13 protein-coding genes and 3 pseudogenes are annotated in these 14,818 nt (G+C 40.3%); 9 read left to right on the top strand and 7 right to left on the bottom strand.

The genetic code is table 11. The annotated features are described in order from the left end of the window. Window positions 1–55: 55 nt before the first annotated feature. The 4 genes from D2V08_RS06675 to trhO all read right to left on the bottom strand — a co-directional run bounded on the left by D2V08_RS06675 (window position 56) and on the right by trhO (window position 5,160). Window positions 56–2,386, bottom strand: a complete 2,331-nt coding sequence (locus D2V08_RS06675; RefSeq protein WP_119607269.1) for a penicillin-binding protein 1A — start codon at window positions 2,384–2,386, stop codon at window positions 56–58. After that, window positions 2,386–2,877, bottom strand: a complete 492-nt coding sequence (locus tag D2V08_RS06670) for a gliding motility lipoprotein GldH (RefSeq protein ID WP_119607268.1) — start codon at window positions 2,875–2,877, stop codon at window positions 2,386–2,388. Before D2V08_RS06670 ends, D2V08_RS06675 begins: the two co-directional genes overlap by 1 nt. Then, window positions 2,867–4,027, bottom strand: a complete 1,161-nt coding sequence (locus tag D2V08_RS06665; RefSeq protein ID WP_119607267.1) for a PSP1 domain-containing protein — start codon at window positions 4,025–4,027, stop codon at window positions 2,867–2,869. Before D2V08_RS06665 ends, D2V08_RS06670 begins: the two co-directional genes overlap by 11 nt. A gap of 101 nt (window positions 4,028–4,128) precedes the next feature. Beyond that, window positions 4,129–5,160: an oxygen-dependent tRNA uridine(34) hydroxylase TrhO gene (gene trhO / locus D2V08_RS06660; protein ID WP_119607266.1), complete on the bottom strand. Its 1,032-nt coding sequence runs from the start codon at window positions 5,158–5,160 to the stop codon at window positions 4,129–4,131. 276 nt (window positions 5,161–5,436) lie between these two features. Between trhO and recA the strand changes: the two genes are divergently transcribed. From recA to D2V08_RS06630, 6 genes and pseudogenes are all read left to right on the top strand, one after another. Beyond that, complete coding sequence (gene recA, locus D2V08_RS06655; protein WP_119607265.1) at window positions 5,437–6,444, top strand: recombinase RecA; 1,008 nt, start codon at window positions 5,437–5,439, stop codon at window positions 6,442–6,444. A gap of 99 nt (window positions 6,445–6,543) precedes the next feature. Next, the gene (locus D2V08_RS06650) at window positions 6,544–6,987 is read left to right on the top strand and encodes a hypothetical protein (RefSeq protein WP_119607264.1); all 444 of its coding nucleotides are present in this window, start codon (window positions 6,544–6,546) and stop codon (window positions 6,985–6,987) included. A gap of 28 nt (window positions 6,988–7,015) precedes the next feature. Beyond that, window positions 7,016–7,546 carry an RNA polymerase sigma factor gene (locus D2V08_RS06645; protein WP_119607263.1) on the top strand — a complete coding sequence of 177 codons (531 nt, stop codon included), beginning with the start codon at window positions 7,016–7,018 and terminating at the stop codon, window positions 7,544–7,546. A gap of 11 nt (window positions 7,547–7,557) precedes the next feature. Further along, on the top strand, window positions 7,558–9,006 hold the full coding sequence (locus tag D2V08_RS06640) for an outer membrane beta-barrel protein (protein ID WP_182835499.1): 1,449 nt from the start codon (window positions 7,558–7,560) through the stop codon (window positions 9,004–9,006). Window positions 9,007–9,326: 320 nt separating this feature from the next. Further along, window positions 9,327–9,620, top strand: a pseudogene (locus D2V08_RS17875) (GAF domain-containing protein); the annotation flags it as partial. Window positions 9,621–9,632: 12 nt separating this feature from the next. Further along, a pseudogene (locus tag D2V08_RS06630) lies at window positions 9,633–10,223 on the top strand (histidine kinase); the annotation flags it as partial. A gap of 23 nt (window positions 10,224–10,246) precedes the next feature. Here the strand turns inward: D2V08_RS06630 and D2V08_RS06625 are convergent. Then, complete coding sequence (locus tag D2V08_RS06625; protein ID WP_119607259.1) at window positions 10,247–10,978, bottom strand: lysophospholipid acyltransferase family protein; 732 nt, start codon at window positions 10,976–10,978, stop codon at window positions 10,247–10,249. Between the two features lie 57 nt (window positions 10,979–11,035). Between D2V08_RS06625 and D2V08_RS06620 the strand changes: the two genes are divergently transcribed. Further along, window positions 11,036–11,278: a GlsB/YeaQ/YmgE family stress response membrane protein gene (locus D2V08_RS06620; RefSeq protein WP_119607734.1), complete on the top strand. Its 243-nt coding sequence runs from the start codon at window positions 11,036–11,038 to the stop codon at window positions 11,276–11,278. Between the two features lie 84 nt (window positions 11,279–11,362). Beyond that, complete coding sequence (gene trpS, locus D2V08_RS06615) at window positions 11,363–12,331, top strand: tryptophan--tRNA ligase (protein ID WP_119607258.1); 969 nt, start codon at window positions 11,363–11,365, stop codon at window positions 12,329–12,331. Between the two features lie 315 nt (window positions 12,332–12,646). On the opposite strand, the gene D2V08_RS17565 is transcribed toward trpS, so the two are convergent. Together D2V08_RS17565 and D2V08_RS17560 are read right to left on the bottom strand one after the other, a co-directional pair. Continuing rightward, window positions 12,647–12,886: a DprA-like winged helix domain-containing protein gene (locus tag D2V08_RS17565; protein ID WP_245980524.1), complete on the bottom strand. Its 240-nt coding sequence runs from the start codon at window positions 12,884–12,886 to the stop codon at window positions 12,647–12,649. Window positions 12,887–12,913: 27 nt separating this feature from the next. Continuing rightward, window positions 12,914–13,753 (bottom strand): annotated as a pseudogene (locus tag D2V08_RS17560) (DNA-processing protein DprA). Between the two features lie 105 nt (window positions 13,754–13,858). Between D2V08_RS17560 and D2V08_RS06605 the strand changes: the two are divergent. Beyond that, window positions 13,859–14,803 carry an HU domain-containing protein gene (locus D2V08_RS06605; protein WP_119607257.1) on the top strand — a complete coding sequence of 315 codons (945 nt, stop codon included), beginning with the start codon at window positions 13,859–13,861 and terminating at the stop codon, window positions 14,801–14,803. The last annotated feature ends 15 nt before the right edge of the window (window positions 14,804–14,818 follow it).

Raw genomic sequence — 14,818 nt, 5'->3', positions numbered from 1 at the left:
AAAAGCCCCAAGCATATCTTAATTTGCTTGGGGCTTTTTTTTAAAATATTTTAGGCTAAAAGTCTAGGTCGTCCAAATCGTCTTCCGTATCAATTTTTTCCTCCTCTTCGTCTTCCTGTTCTTTGGAACAATCTATATTGATTGACATTTCTTCTGGTTCCTCGAATGCATCTTGGGATACACCTATTTCCTCATTGGCATAATTCTTCTTCATATACAAAGCCCAAATAGGCAATGCCATGGCCGCTCCTTGTCCATATGCCAGCCGGTCGAAATGGATAGATCTATCATCACCACCAACCCAAACACCGGTAACCAAATTGGGAACCATACCCATAAACCAACCATCACTTTGGTTTTGAGTGGTTCCTGTTTTACCCGCAATCGGATTGGTCAACTCATAAGGATAGCCAGTTATAATTTCTTTGTAAACCGTTTGATTCTTTCCAAAGGTGTGCCTTAATCTTCCCCCTGAGCCATATTGTGTTACCCCCTCCAATAGATTTACCATGGCATAGGCCACATCCTTACTTAGTACATCTTTTGTTTCGGGAGTATATTCATAAAGTACGGTACCGTTTTTATCTTCGATTCGGGTCACCATTACAGGCTTCACATATACCCCTTGATTAGCATAGGTTCCAAATGCACCGACCATTTCATATACGCTTACATCGGGTGTACCCAATGCGATGGATGGTACTTCGGGAATTTCCTTTGTCACCCCCATACTTTTCGCTATTGAAGCCACAGAACCAGGTCCTACTCTGTCAATAAGTTGTGCTGTGATGGTATTTACAGAATTGGCCAACGCACTTTTTAAGGTCATGTCCTCTCCAGAATATGTTCCATCTGAGTTTTTTGGGCACCATGCCTCCATGTTTCCATGTTTCCCGGGTTCGATACAATATTGGTTGTCGGGCAATGTGTAACAGGGTGAGTAACGTAACTGGTCAATAGCTGAGGCATATACAAAAGGCTTAAACAAGGAACCTGCTTGTCTGGAGCCCTGAATAACATTATCGTATTGGAAATGTTTATAATCTATTCCACCGACCCAAGCCTTTACATGACCTGTTTGCGGCTCCATGGACATCATAGCTGTACGCAAAAAGGTTTTGTAGTACCTGATGGAGTCCATAGGGGTCATGATAGTGTCCTTTTCATAGGAATCGCTGTTCCAATCAAAAACCGTCATTTCCTCCTTTTTATGGAATGTAGCCTCGATTTCTTTTTCAGATACGCCATCTCTCTTTAGATGACGCCATCTGGCGGAACGTCGCATAGCACGATCCATAATGGTATCGATTGCACCTCTTGTCAAATCCAAGAAAGGTGCTGTTGGGTTACGGTCCGGTGTGTTCTGATGGAAGAACTCGGCCTGCAAATTCTTCATGTGTTCTTGAACCGCTTCTTCTGCATTTCTTTGCATCCTAGAATCTACGGTTGTGTATACCTTTAGTCCATCCAAATAGATATTATACTTTTCACCATCTGGTTTTGGATTCTCCTCCACCCAGCGATTCAAAAAGCGTTGCATGTACATTCTAAAATAGGTGGCCAATCCTTCTCTGTGCGATTCTGGATTAAAGTTGATTTTCATCTCCAAACCTTGGAGCGAATCCTTTGCTTCTTCCGTTATGTAACCGTATTTGGCCATTTGACCGAGGACCGTGTTTCGTCTATTGAACACTAGTTCCTCACGGCGCATCGGATTGTAAAGTGATGAATTTTTAAGCATCCCCACCAAAACAGCAGATTCTTCTGTTTTTAAATCTGCCGGTTCCTTCCCAAAATAAATTCTGGCAGCGGAACGTATACCGTCTGCGTTGTTAATGAAATCATACTGATTTAAGTACATTGCTATGATTTCTTCTTTGGTATACTGCCTTTCCAAACGGATAGCTATTACCCATTCTTTTATTTTTTGAATGATTCTTTCTACTCCTCCTGACGGTTTTTCGGTAAAAAGCAACTTCGAAAGCTGTTGGGAAATGGTACTTGCGCCTCCTTTGGTTCCTAAATAGGCTACGGCCCTAAGTGTTCCTCTTGCATCAATCCCTGAGTGATCAAAATAACGAGCATCTTCGGTAGCGACCAATGCATTCACCAAATTTTGTGGCAGTCCCTCATAGGTAACGGGAGTCCTGTTATCATTAAGATATAGTTTTCCCAATGTTTCTCCATCAGAAGAGATAAACTCCGTTGCCAAATTGGTGCTTGGGTTTTCTAAACGTTCAAAGGTGGGCATTTCCCCAAAGGCTCCCCAAGAGGCCAAAAGAAAGATAAGGACAACGGAAAACACTCCTGCTCCAAATAAAATCCAAAACCACTTAATAAAAGGAAAAAAATTCTGCTGCTGTTTTTTTTGACGCTTCTTTGCCATTATAATTTGGGTGCTTTTTCTATTTCCAAACCAACATCTGTTACTCCTTCTAAAATATGAAGGCCTTCCACATCGCCATTTTTGCGCATGGCATGGGAAATGTTCACTTTATATACGCCAGAATTAGGAAAATCGATGTTTTCCTTGTACCAAAGTTTGTTTTCCTTGACACTACCCATTCCTTTTCCGAGCCATTCCCCAGTGGGTTCGGCCATTCTATATTCCAACGTATCCTTAACGGTATTGCCGCTCGGATATTCTAACTCAGTAATCAAAAATAAATTGCTAAAGGCAAAAGTGTCATCGTTTCTGATGTTGATGAACATGTTGTAGGTTTCCGTAGAATCCAATTCGGAAAATTGAAAATCCACCCCTTGGCTCATCTGCCATTTCCCTTCTTTGATGGGTTTATAATCGGAATAAACCAACAACTCATTGCATGACGATAATGCAAGAACTGCGATAAAAAGAAACAAAAATTTATTTCGCATTGGAGGATGCTTTAGATTTTGGCTTTCTGCGTTTTTTCTTTCTTCGCTTTTTATTCTTAGGTCTATCAAAGCGGGTAAGGCTGTCTTGGCCGACTACATTTTCGAAGGTTGTTTTTTCTTCCTCTACATTGTCCGCGGCATATTCTTCTAAACTGGCAACTTTTTCATTTTTCTTGTTCCGCTCCAATATTTCCAACACTTGATCTTTGGACAAGGTGTGCCAAGTCGCAGGTTCATCTTTGTAGGAGAACCAAAGGGTTTCCTTAAAAATATCCGCTTTTTGGCAAAATGCTATCCCTTTTTGGGTCTTAAGCTTACAATCGGAGGGTGGGAAGTTCTTGAGCGCTTCCAAGTACATATCAAGCTCATAGTTGAGGCAACATTTTAGTTTTCCACATTGACCTGCCAATTTTTGAGGGTTCAAGGCCAATTGCTGGTAGCGGGCAGATGCGGTACTGACCGATCTAAAATCGGTTAGCCACGTAGAGCAACAAAGTTCACGTCCGCAGGAACCTATTCCTCCCAAACGCTGGGCTTCTTGTCTGTACCCAATTTGACGCATCTCAATCCGAATCCCAAAGGCCTTGGCCATATCCTTGATCAACTGTCTAAAGTCCACTCGGTCTTCTGCTGTGTAGTAAAATGTAGCTTTGGAACCGTCTCCTTGAAATTCCACATCGCTCAACTTCATTTGAAGTTTAAGGGAGATGGCTATTTCTCTGGAGCGCTTCTTTATCTCTTCTTCCCTATCCCTGCATTTTTGCCAAATGTCAATATCCCTTTGGGAAGCTTTTCTGTAGATTTTGGGAATGGTTTTATCATCGGGAGACACTTTTTTGCGTTTCATTTGGATCCGAACAAGTTCACCGGTCAAGGTTACTACCCCTACATCATGTCCAGACTTGGCCTGAGTGGCCACTACATCCCCAATGGACAATGTGAGATTCTCCGTATTCTTGAAAAACTCCTTTCTACTATTCTTGAAACGTACCTCAACGCAATCAAAAGGTTTTTGACCGTTGGGCAACGACATATTGGAAAGCCAGTCAAAGACCGTTAGCTTATTACAACCATCAGTGCCACAAGTTCCATTGTTCTTGCAACCACGCGGTTGTCCATCCTTGCCGGTTGAACAACTGCTACACGCCATATTTAATATCTTGATTTAAGGAAGTTTAAAGCACTTCCTTAAAAAGGGTTCATAAAAATTACTAGTGTAAATATACTACAATTTGTTGCAGCAGTGAAATGCTAATTTTTGTATTTCAACACAGGTGAACGCCCTTTTTTGAATATTTTGTTGCTGGCTCTCTTACCTTTTCGCAAACGTTTTTGTTCCTCATACGGCAATGCGTGTACCTCCATGCAATCCACAGAGCAGCAATTATTCATTTTTTCGGCACATTCCTCGCATTGGATGAAAAGCAAATGACAGGCTTCGTTGGCGCAGTTGACATGGGTGTCGCAAGGTTTGCCACATTGATGGCAATGTGCAATCACCTCATCGGAAATACGCTCCCCTCTCCTGTGGTCAAAAACAAAGTTTTTGCCCATAAATTTATTTTCCAATTTTTTATCGTTCACTTGGCGGGTGTATTCTATGATTCCTCCTTCCAACTGAAACACATTTTTGAAGCCTTTGTGCTTGTAATAGGCACTGGCTTTTTCGCAACGAATACCACCTGTGCAGTACATCACTAATTTTTTGTCCTCTTTGTGCTCGGCCAAATCCTGCTCAATAATGTCCAAAGAATCACGAAAAGTATCCACATCGGGTGTTACGGCATTCTTAAAATGGCCTATCTCGCTTTCGTAATGGTTTCTCATATCCACTAAAACGGTATCTGGGTCTTCAATAAGTTCATTGAACTGTTCCGCACCTACATGGATTCCTTTGTTTGTGACATCAAAAGTGGCGTCATTCAACCCGTCGGCCACAATCTTTTTACGAACCTTCACTTTTAATTTCAAAAATGATTTATCATCATGCTCAATCGCGATATTCAATCTTACATTTTCCAAAAATGATATACTATCCAAATGCTCCTTAAAAACGTTAAAGTTTTCTGCGGGAACCGAAAGTTGAGCATTTATCCCTTCATGAGCTACGTAAATTCGACCGAGAACTTCCATATCGTTCCAAGCCAAGAAAAAATGGTTCCTCAAAATTTGAGGATTGCCTATATGTGCATATTTGTAGAAAGAGATGGTAAGCCGTTCTTTTCCAGCTTCCTCAATAAGAGCTTCCCTTTCTTTTGCACTTAATGTGTTGTACAGTTGCATGCTATACTTGATTAAGTTAAAGAATGGTTCTTTGAAATTTGCCGCAAAGATAGGAATTAGAAGGGAGAGTAAATCAAAAGGGCCATAAGATCGGCCCCTTTAATCCACTTTCTCTTTTTCATAGCTGAATTTTCTTCTTTCTAGCAATTGTGAGCTATGTTAAGCTCTATAAAGATGAGTTAGTATGCTTAAGATGTAATGTTATTAAAAAGGTTGCGTGGCCTTTGTGGCATGTTGAAAGAAATGGTATTTTAGCCTTCCTAATCGTTTTTTACCATGAGCAAAGAGAAAGAAGCAAAATTAAAAGCCCTTAAACTTACACTAGATAAATTGGACAAAACCTACGGAAAAGGTGCTGTCATGAAAATGGGGGACAGTGTTGTTGAAGATGTTGAGGTAATTCCTTCTGGCTCACTGGGGTTGGATATTGCCCTGGGCGTTGGAGGTTACCCCAGAGGAAGGGTGGTTGAAATCTACGGTCCAGAATCTTCTGGTAAAACCACTTTGACCTTACATGCCATTGCGGAAGCTCAAAAAGCCGGTGGGATAGCTGCTTTTATTGATGCAGAACATGCTTTTGACCGTTTTTATGCCAAAAAGTTGGGTGTTGATATCGATAACTTAATTATCTCCCAGCCCGACCATGGGGAACAAGCTTTGGAAATTACAGAAAACTTGATACGTTCCGGCGCTATTGACATTGTAATTGTGGATTCCGTAGCGGCACTAACTCCAAAAAGCGAGATTGAAGGTGAAATGGGAGACTCCAAAATGGGATTACATGCCCGTTTGATGTCCCAAGCATTAAGAAAGCTGACCTCCACTATAAGCAAAACCAAATGTACCGTAATCTTCATTAACCAATTACGGGAAAAAATCGGTGTGATGTTCGGGAATCCGGAAACCACCACCGGTGGTAATGCCCTAAAATTTTACGCATCCGTACGATTGGATATTAGAAGGTCTACCCAGATCAAAAATACAGACGGAGATGTTCAAGGTAACAAAACCCGTGTAAAAGTTGTGAAGAACAAGGTCGCTCCACCATTTAGAACTGCAGAGTTCGATATTATGTATGGAGAGGGAATATCCAAAATCGGAGAAATACTCGATTTGGGAGTTGCTTATGAAATTGTTAAGAAAAGTGGATCTTGGTTCAGTTATGGAGACACCAAATTGGGACAAGGAAGAGATGCGGTAAAATCACTTCTAATGGACAATCCAGAATTATCCGACGAATTGGAGGGTAAAATAAGAGAAGCCATTGCAGCGGTAAGCGAATAATCTTTTCAACGATTTTTTTGGGAGATTAACTTTTGGTTGTGAAAATCCTACGCAACCCTTGTTTGTACTGCACATCTAAGGAATAAAAGGATTTTTATTATGAAAAAAGTGCTAATGCCCTTTATGCTAATTGTGGCATGCTCATGGTTCGTTTCTTGTGAAGTGGACGATGATTCCCCAAATTTTTACTTTACTGCTTTAAATACAATTGAGGCCGATGTACCCGAATCATTTGAATTCGGAAAAACTTACGATATTGAAGTAACCTACCAAAGACCTAATGGTTGTACCTTTTTCGAAGGTTTTGACGTTGTGCAAACCGCCGAGACCGGTCGTGATGTAGTCGTGGTGGGTTCTGTCCTAACCGACGAAGACCGAGCTTGTACTGAAGCTGTGGAAGAAGTGGTGGCCATACTCAAATTTAATGTAATTTACACGAAAGACTATGTCTTTAGGTTTTATGCAGGTGATGACGACCAAGGGAATGCCACTTATCTGGAATATTCAGTTCCGATAGCCGAGGAGGGGGCACCCACAAATTAGATAGCAACTATCCAGAATTGACCAACATTTGGATCTTGATGAACTGATACATAACTGTAAAAAGGGAAACCGACAGGCGCAAGCTGAGCTATACCGGAGATATTCCGGTATTCTTTTCGGTATATGCCTTAAGTATTCTCGGAATAAAACGGAGGCAGAAGACAATCTGCACGATAGTTTTGTGACCATATTCGACAAAGTTGATCAGTTTAATTTTAAAGGATCTTTTGAAGGTTGGATCAAAAGAATAACGGTAAATACTGCACTTCAGAAATATAGAAAAGACCAATACCTCAATGTGGTATCGGAAAACACCGAAGATGAGGTAGAAGTAGATACAGAGGACACGGATATAAGCCTGTCTACATTATTGGGGTACATTCAAGAACTTCCAAACAAATACAGGTTAACATTTAACCTCTATGTACTGGACGGTTATAGCCACAAAGAAATCAGTGAGATGTTGGGGACATCCACTGGAACATCAAAATCTAACTTGGCACGTGCCAAGGTTATTTTGAGAGATAAAATAGAAAAAGCCAAAATAAACATTGCTTAAAAAGAATGACAATGGGGAAAAAGAATTTAGAGCAATTGTTCAAAGAAAACTTTCGAGACTTTCAAGAAGTTCCAGATCAAAAAGTCTGGGCTTCCATTGAAACTTCATTGAACAACAAAAAACGAAAGAAACAGGGAATTCCAATTTGGTGGAGCTTGGGAGGCATTGCCGCTGCATTGGCAGTATTGCTAATGCTCATCAATCCTTTTGCTGAAGAACCAAAAGAAGAACATATTATTTCCGATACGGAAAAGATTGGTTTACCCGATGAACCGAATAATTCAATAGAAAAGAATAACAGTGATTTTATTCGCTCCTCGACTGCTTCAGAAAAGCAAGAAAGTTTAGCAAACATTTCCGATGGTGAAAGTTTAGAGCAAAATAATTACCAAGTTACAAGCAACAGTTCGGATGAAAAAAATACTAAAGAAATCACCGAAAAGGTTGCCTACGCTTCAAAAATGGGTGGTTTGGTTGAAAAAAACAAAAGCTCTACCCAATCAAAAACTTTTCCTGCAGAAGTAGGTGGTTCCTTAATTGATAATAAAACAATAACCACCAATAATGACACCAACAAGTTGATAAAAGATGGAATCATTACCGAAGCCACCAAGAACACCAAAAAAATTGCAAGTAATGAAGAATCGAAAGACGAAGTTGAAAAACAATCCATTTACGATGCAATTGAAGAACAAGAGCTTTTAGAGGAAGTGGTCTCGGAAAACAAGGCGGGCAAATGGTCAGTTGGGCCTTCTTTAGCACCTGTCTACTTTGATGCTTCTGGGGATGGTTCTCCAATTGGCCCAGACTTTTCCTCCAACTCAAAATCAGGAAACCTCAATTTAAGTTATGGCCTAACAGTTGCCTATGAAGTGGGCAAAAAATTAAGAATACGGTCTGGGGTACATAGGGTAAATTATGGATACAGTACCAATGATGTGGTTTTCTCTTCAACTTTACGCGCTGCCTCCAATAATAGAATAGCCAATATTGATTACAGTCAAAACTCTGAATCCATAATAGTTCAAAGTAAAGATAACGCCATAAAATCACCTGCAATCAGTTCTAAAGAAATCGCTTTTAACGAGGCACCCTCTTTGAACGGTAAAATGGTCCAACAACTAGGTTATATTGAGGTTCCTTTAGAAATAAATTATGCCGTTTTGGACAAAAAATTTGGTGTTGCTCTAATTGGGGGTCTAAGTTCGCTATTTCTGGTTGATAATTCGGTATTGCTGGAGTCCAATAATCTAGTTACGGAAATAGGTGAGGCCAATAATATAAACTCCTTGAACTTTAGTGCCAATGTAGGCATGGGACTTAATTATCATTTTTCGCCAAAAATCAGAATCAATGTGGAACCTGTATTAAAGTATCAATTGAATACCTTCTCCAAGGTATCTGGTAATTTTCAACCCTATTCGATTGGGGTTTATAGCGGCTTTAGCTTTAGGTTCTAGCATAAAAGAAGTTGGTTAGGAAGATTGCTCCTTTAAGCGATCAGTTAAGCGCTCCATAATAACGGAGCGCTTTTTTTATGTCCAAACATTTGTATATTTTTCTTACTTTCAAGCCTTTAACGCTACCCAACATATCGATATCATGAAAAGTTTGAGGACATCCTCATCTACTTTTCCAAATCGCTCATGGGCAAGGAAAATGAAGAAGATATTTTATGGGATGTCGCAAAAAACTGCTTATGCCCCAAAAAGACCAAACAATCTACAATCCGGTGGAAATAACCGTTGGTCAAGGAATTACCTGAAATGTAGCAAAAACCGGAAAACCAGAATTAATTCCAGACACCTCACAAGATCCTCGCTATATTGTTGATGATGACTCTAGACTTTCGGAAATTTGTGTCCCCATTGTGCACGAGGACATTCTATATGGTGTAATTGATTGTGAGCACCCTTCAAAAAACTTTTTTTCCAAGCGACATCTAAAGATGCTCTCGGCAATAGCTTCGGTTTGCGCTATAAAAATTCAAAGTGTTAGAGCAAACAAAGAGCTTATGGAAAAGCAAAGTAAGCTCATACAGGTAAGAGAGGAAATGTTGGAGTTAAAACTTTAGGCCCTCAATTCCCAGCTTAACCCTCATTTTGTTTTTAATGCCTTGAACGCCATCCAATATTTCAATACAACACAGAACACAAAATTCGCTCTGGATTATTTTTCCACATTTAGTAAGCTTGTTCGCTTTTATTTGAAACAGCTCGGAAAGGACTCAGCTTCACTTTATAACGAGATTGATATGTTGCATTGGTATCTAAAGCTTCAAAAGTTGAGGTATGATGATTCTTTTGACTGTTCCATATCCATTGAAAAGGAAAACAATGAGCTCAAAGAAGCTGTTATACCATCATTTGTAATACTTATGCTTTTTGAAAACATTGTTGAGCAATCAATCATAAACAGTGTCATCGACCAACACTTCAACATCGGTATAAAAGCCTTAAAAAATATTATAAAAATAGAAGTGCAGTATCAGTGTAAAGGTTTAGAGTCCAAAACTCTGGAAAATCATTGGTACAGGGAAAATATTATGGGATGGAAAGAGCAAGTTGAACTTCTCAATACTGTTAAAGGTTATAATATATCGCATGAAACTTCCAGTTCTTTCAAGAATGGAATACATAAAAAGAACATAGTCTTACAGCTTCCCTATCTTACATAGAAAAAGAACGCTTTTATACACCGTCATTCCAAATCCTTAAGAATCACATCTCTTACCTCCTCTCTCAAAGTCGAAGTATCTTCTGCACTTAAAATACCTGTTTCAAAAAATTGGTGGACTTTTACTCTAATTCGTCCTGGTCCACCACTATAAAACGTGAATGAGAATCTTTTTTTATTATCGTAAAAGGTCATGGGCACAACTGGAATCTTATGTGCAATGGCCATTTTAAAGGCCCCATCCTTAAACTTGTCCAAAACAATGTCCTCTTCGGGAACCCCTCCTTCTGGAAAGATACAAATGCTCAACCCTTGGTCCAATCTCCTCTGGGCTCTACGATAAACCCCTGTTCTGCTTCGAACGCTATCACGATCTACCATTATACAAACTCTTTTGTAGAAAAATCCAAAAATGGGAATGTTCACCAATTCCTTTTTTCCAACAAAAACAAAAGGATTTCTACTAACATGAAGCATCAACATAATATCGAGCATGCTGGTGTGGTTTGCTACCAACATATAACTTTTCCCTCTCTTCATGAGCTGTTCACGCACAATTTTAGGAAAACAGCCCATACCATACAAAATGGGTCTTGCCCATAAATTCCGGGCCAACCAAAAAAATTGGGGGTAGGTCTTTTCCGAAATAGTAAAGATGAGCAAAAAAGGGAAAAACAATAGAATGGGAACAGTAACCAGCACATAGAACCATACCCTGTACAACACATGACCAACGTTTCTGATTATTTCAACCATGGGCCAAAAGTAGAATTTTTGAATATCTTTATAGGACTAACCATAAAATCTTATAGCATGGGTATTTTATATGCATTGTTAATCGGGGCCCTCGCAGGTTGGCTTGCCGGTAAAATTATGAAAGGTGGCGGATTTGGTGCCCTATTGAACATTATTTTAGGAATTGTTGGGGGCGCCGTTGGCAACTGGTTATTTGGAGCTTTGGACATTCATATAAGTTCAGGTATTCTCGGCGATTTAATCACTGGAGTAATTGGTGCCGTGGCAATTCTTTTCATAGCAGGCCTTTTCAAAAAATAACTTTGTGCCCATAAAACATTTTAGCGTTCATAACCGCTTTTTTTATATGTACGGGATGCTTACTTTTACGGGCAAAAATTAAGCATGGCCCGAATTCTGACAGGAATACAAAGTACAGGAACACCGCACTTGGGGAATATATTGGGTGCCATTGCACCTGCCATTAAAATGGCGGAAGATCCCAAGAACGATTCGTTCCTCTTTATTGCTGATATGCACTCCCTCACCCAGATTAAAGATGGGGAACTGCTGAGGAACAACACTTACGCCATTGCAGCTGCTTGGCTCGCCTTTGGGCTTGACATTGAAAAAACCGTTTTTTACCGGCAGAGCGATATTCCACAAACCGCAGAACTGGCTTGGTACCTCAGCTGTTTTTTTCCATATCAAAGATTAACATTGGCCCACTCCTTTAAAGACAAAGCCGATAGATTGGAAGATGTAAATGCAGGCTTGTTCAGCTATCCTATGCTTATGGCCGCCGATATTTTGTTGTATGATGCGGACATTGTTCCCGTAGGGAAAGACCAGCTACAACATTTGGAAATGACACGCGATGTGGCATCCAGATTCCACAACCAAATGGGAGAAACTTTTGTGATGCCCGAAGCCAAGGTCCACGAGCAGACCATGTATGTTCCGGGAACGGATGGTGAAAAAATGAGCAAAAGCCGCGGTAACCTCATTAATTTGTTCCAAACGGACAAAAAATTGCGCAAACAGATTATGGGGATTGTGACGGACAGCACACCGATGGAAGAGCCCAAAGACCCAAGTAAGGACAATGTGTTTGCCTTATACAAACTTTTGGCTTCTCCAGAACAGATTGAGGAAATGAGTGCCAACTACTTGGCTGGAAATTACGGCTATGGACATGCAAAACAGGCATTGTACGAGCTCATTTTGAAAAAATTTGAAGAGCCTCGCGAAAAGTTCGAATACTATATGAACCACAAAAACGAAGTAGACGAAGCTTTAGCTTTTGGTGCAGAAAAAGCGCGAAAAGTGGCCAATGAGGTTTTGGGGCGCGTTCGTGAAAAGTTAGGATATTAGTTTTTTGTCGAAAATCTATCTGTTTTTACTGTTTTGGATTAACTGAAGAATTGGGCAAAAACCTTAGTTCTGGGATTTTTTTTACTCAAATCCCGATTTATTGTGGCAAGTTTCCGTTAAACTACACCCAAAAAAAGAGTGACTGTTCTGTTATCATCTATCTCGATAAACGGGTAACTTCATATATTTCAATTCGTTTAGTTGTACAATTTAATGGATAAGTAGCATCCTGTCATTCTGAATCAAAGCGAAGATGAAGAATCTCAAGATTAATGGCATCTTTGAGATACTTCGCTACGCTCAGTATGACATTGCTTACACCGCCTCGAACATTTTATCGGGCAATGGTCGGATCACACCCTTCATTTCCATGTTCAGCAAAGTTGACGAAACCTTAAAAATGGGCAGATTACACTCTAAAGCCACGGTATCCAGCAGTTGTTTCCCGTTCAACTGCAAGTAAGAGTAGATTGACTGTTCTGTTTCATCCAACTCGATGAACAGCTGTTTTTGTACCGTTTTTTTCCACTTTTCCGCCTCAATTTCCCATCCCAATAGGTAAATCAGCTCCGCAGCCGAGGTCTATAAATGTGCTTTTTGATATTTAATGAGGTCATTACACCCTTTACTCCATTTATCGGTTGCCCTTCCGGGAACCGCAAACACCTCTCTGTTGTAACCATGGGCCAAATCTGCCGTAAACAAACTGCCTCCTTTCTCCGCAGACCCGATAACTATGGTAGCCTCACTGATGCCCGCAATAATGCGGTTACGTTTGAGGAAGTTCTCGCGACTAGGTTAACTGGTGTTCCAAAATTCCGTCATAAAACCACCATTCGCTTCTATTTTGGATTTGTATTTGGAATGCACCTTGGGATAAATCTGATTAAGCCCATGCGCCATACAGGCAATGGTTTGTAATCCATGGTCCATGGCCGCTTTTGAACGGCTATATCCACCCCATAAGCCAATCCGCTCACAATAATTCGGGTTTAATGGGGCAATCTCCTCAATAAATTGATGACAAAACGAGCTTCCGTAGTTGGTCACGTTCCTGGTACCGACGACGCTAATGACTTTTTGATGCTTCAAATCGATATTGCCGCGTTGGAACAACAAAATGGGTCCATCTACACAATGTTTCAAACGAGCAGGATAGTCATCATCCATAAAATAAGAGATAGCTATGTCCTCTTTGGACAAAAACTCGAACTCTTTTTGGGCTTCTTCAAGATGGATTGAATCGTGTAGACCTTTCAACGTCATCTTGCCAATCCCATCGATTTTTAAAAGATGATGCGGTTTATCCTCAAAAATGGCTTTTGGGCTTCCGCAGTAGGCAATTAATTTTTTGGCAGTAACATCCCCGATATTGGGAATACTTTGCAGCCGTAAAGCCGCAATAATTTCAGGTTCAGTCATTTGATTTGGGAGTCAAAGTTGTTCACAAAATACAGATTTTCAAATGTTGATAAAAAGTTATCCAGCATATTTTGTGCTGTCCCTTTTTTTGCAATATTTGTGGCTATGCGGATTGATTCATACATAGAAAAACTATTGTTCGATTACAACTGTGTCGTAGTGCCGGGTTTTGGCGCTTTTTTGGCTCATAGTAAATCCGCAGAAATTGATTCGGCCACCAACACTTTGGTGCCACCAAGCAAGACCATTTCCTTTAATGCGCAACTTTCCAAAAATGATGGATTGTTGGTTTCTCATATTTCCAAAGAAAAAAATTTGGGATACGAAGATATGCTTCAGGAAGTGGAAAACATTGCCCAAGATTGGAACCATAAACTGGCCCATGGGGAAAGTATTGAGCTTTTTGGCATTGGTAAACTTTGGCATAACAGCGAACAACGTATTCAGTTCCAGCCTGAGGAAAAAATCAACTTTTTGACATCTTCTTTTGGTCTATCCACCTTTGCTGCCAGACCCATTCAGCGTGAAGTTATCAAAGAAGAGGTGGAAGAATTGGAAGAACGTATTCCATTCATCATCACTCCAGAAAAAAGGGAACAAACTTCGTTTAGACCTTGGTTAAAGTATGCAGCCATCTTTTTATTGGCTGTTTCCTTAGGGGTCACTTCGTATCGCACCTATGGTGACCTTCAACAAAAAGAAGTGGCCGCTCAGCAAGATGCCCAACAAGAAGTATCCCGTTTGATTCAAGAAGCTACTTTTTTTGAAAGTGCCCCATTGGAATTGCCTGCCATCAACATCAGTGTGATCAAAAAACAATTGGGCAAACACCACGTGATTGCTGGAGCTTTCCGTGAAGAACAAAATGCCGAGAAAAGAGTAAACCAACTCAGGGAAAAGGGATACAACGCCTTTTATTTGGGCGTGAACAAATATGGGCTTCACCAAGTAGCTTATGATAGCTTTCAGGATCCTAAAGAAGCACTTGTCTTTTTAAGAAAAGTAAAAGCCGAAGATTCTAGGGATGCTTGGATGCTTTCCGAGAAATAATCCTGCTTTCCTTTA

Origin of the sequence: Flagellimonas lutimaris (genome assembly GCF_003581615.1) — a bacterium.
In the GTDB taxonomy this organism is placed as follows: Bacteria; Bacteroidota; Bacteroidia; order Flavobacteriales; family Flavobacteriaceae; genus Flagellimonas; species Flagellimonas lutimaris.
Note: the sequence above shows the minus strand (reverse complement) of the source record. Positions and strands in the feature narration are given on the sequence as shown.

What these genes read in the sequence shown, in the direction of transcription:
- D2V08_RS06675 (WP_119607269.1), bottom strand. Translation starts at nt 2,386, where the DNA reads ATGGCAAAGAAGCGTCAAAAAAAACAGCAGCAGAATTTTTTTCCTTTT.
- D2V08_RS06670 (WP_119607268.1), bottom strand. Translation starts at nt 2,877, where the DNA reads ATGCGAAATAAATTTTTGTTTCTTTTTATCGCAGTTCTTGCATTATCG.
- D2V08_RS06665 (WP_119607267.1), bottom strand. Translation starts at nt 4,027, where the DNA reads ATGGCGTGTAGCAGTTGTTCAACCGGCAAGGATGGACAACCGCGTGGT.
- trhO (WP_119607266.1), bottom strand. Translation starts at nt 5,160, where the DNA reads ATGCAACTGTACAACACATTAAGTGCAAAAGAAAGGGAAGCTCTTATT.
- recA (WP_119607265.1), top strand. Translation starts at nt 5,437, where the DNA reads ATGAGCAAAGAGAAAGAAGCAAAATTAAAAGCCCTTAAACTTACACTA.
- D2V08_RS06650 (WP_119607264.1), top strand. Translation starts at nt 6,544, where the DNA reads ATGAAAAAAGTGCTAATGCCCTTTATGCTAATTGTGGCATGCTCATGG.
- D2V08_RS06640 (WP_182835499.1), top strand. Translation starts at nt 7,558, where the DNA reads ATGGGGAAAAAGAATTTAGAGCAATTGTTCAAAGAAAACTTTCGAGAC.
- D2V08_RS06625 (WP_119607259.1), bottom strand. Translation starts at nt 10,978, where the DNA reads ATGGTTGAAATAATCAGAAACGTTGGTCATGTGTTGTACAGGGTATGG.
- D2V08_RS06620 (WP_119607734.1), top strand. Translation starts at nt 11,036, where the DNA reads ATGGGTATTTTATATGCATTGTTAATCGGGGCCCTCGCAGGTTGGCTT.
- trpS (WP_119607258.1), top strand. Translation starts at nt 11,363, where the DNA reads ATGGCCCGAATTCTGACAGGAATACAAAGTACAGGAACACCGCACTTG.
- D2V08_RS06605 (WP_119607257.1), top strand. Translation starts at nt 13,859, where the DNA reads ATGCGGATTGATTCATACATAGAAAAACTATTGTTCGATTACAACTGT.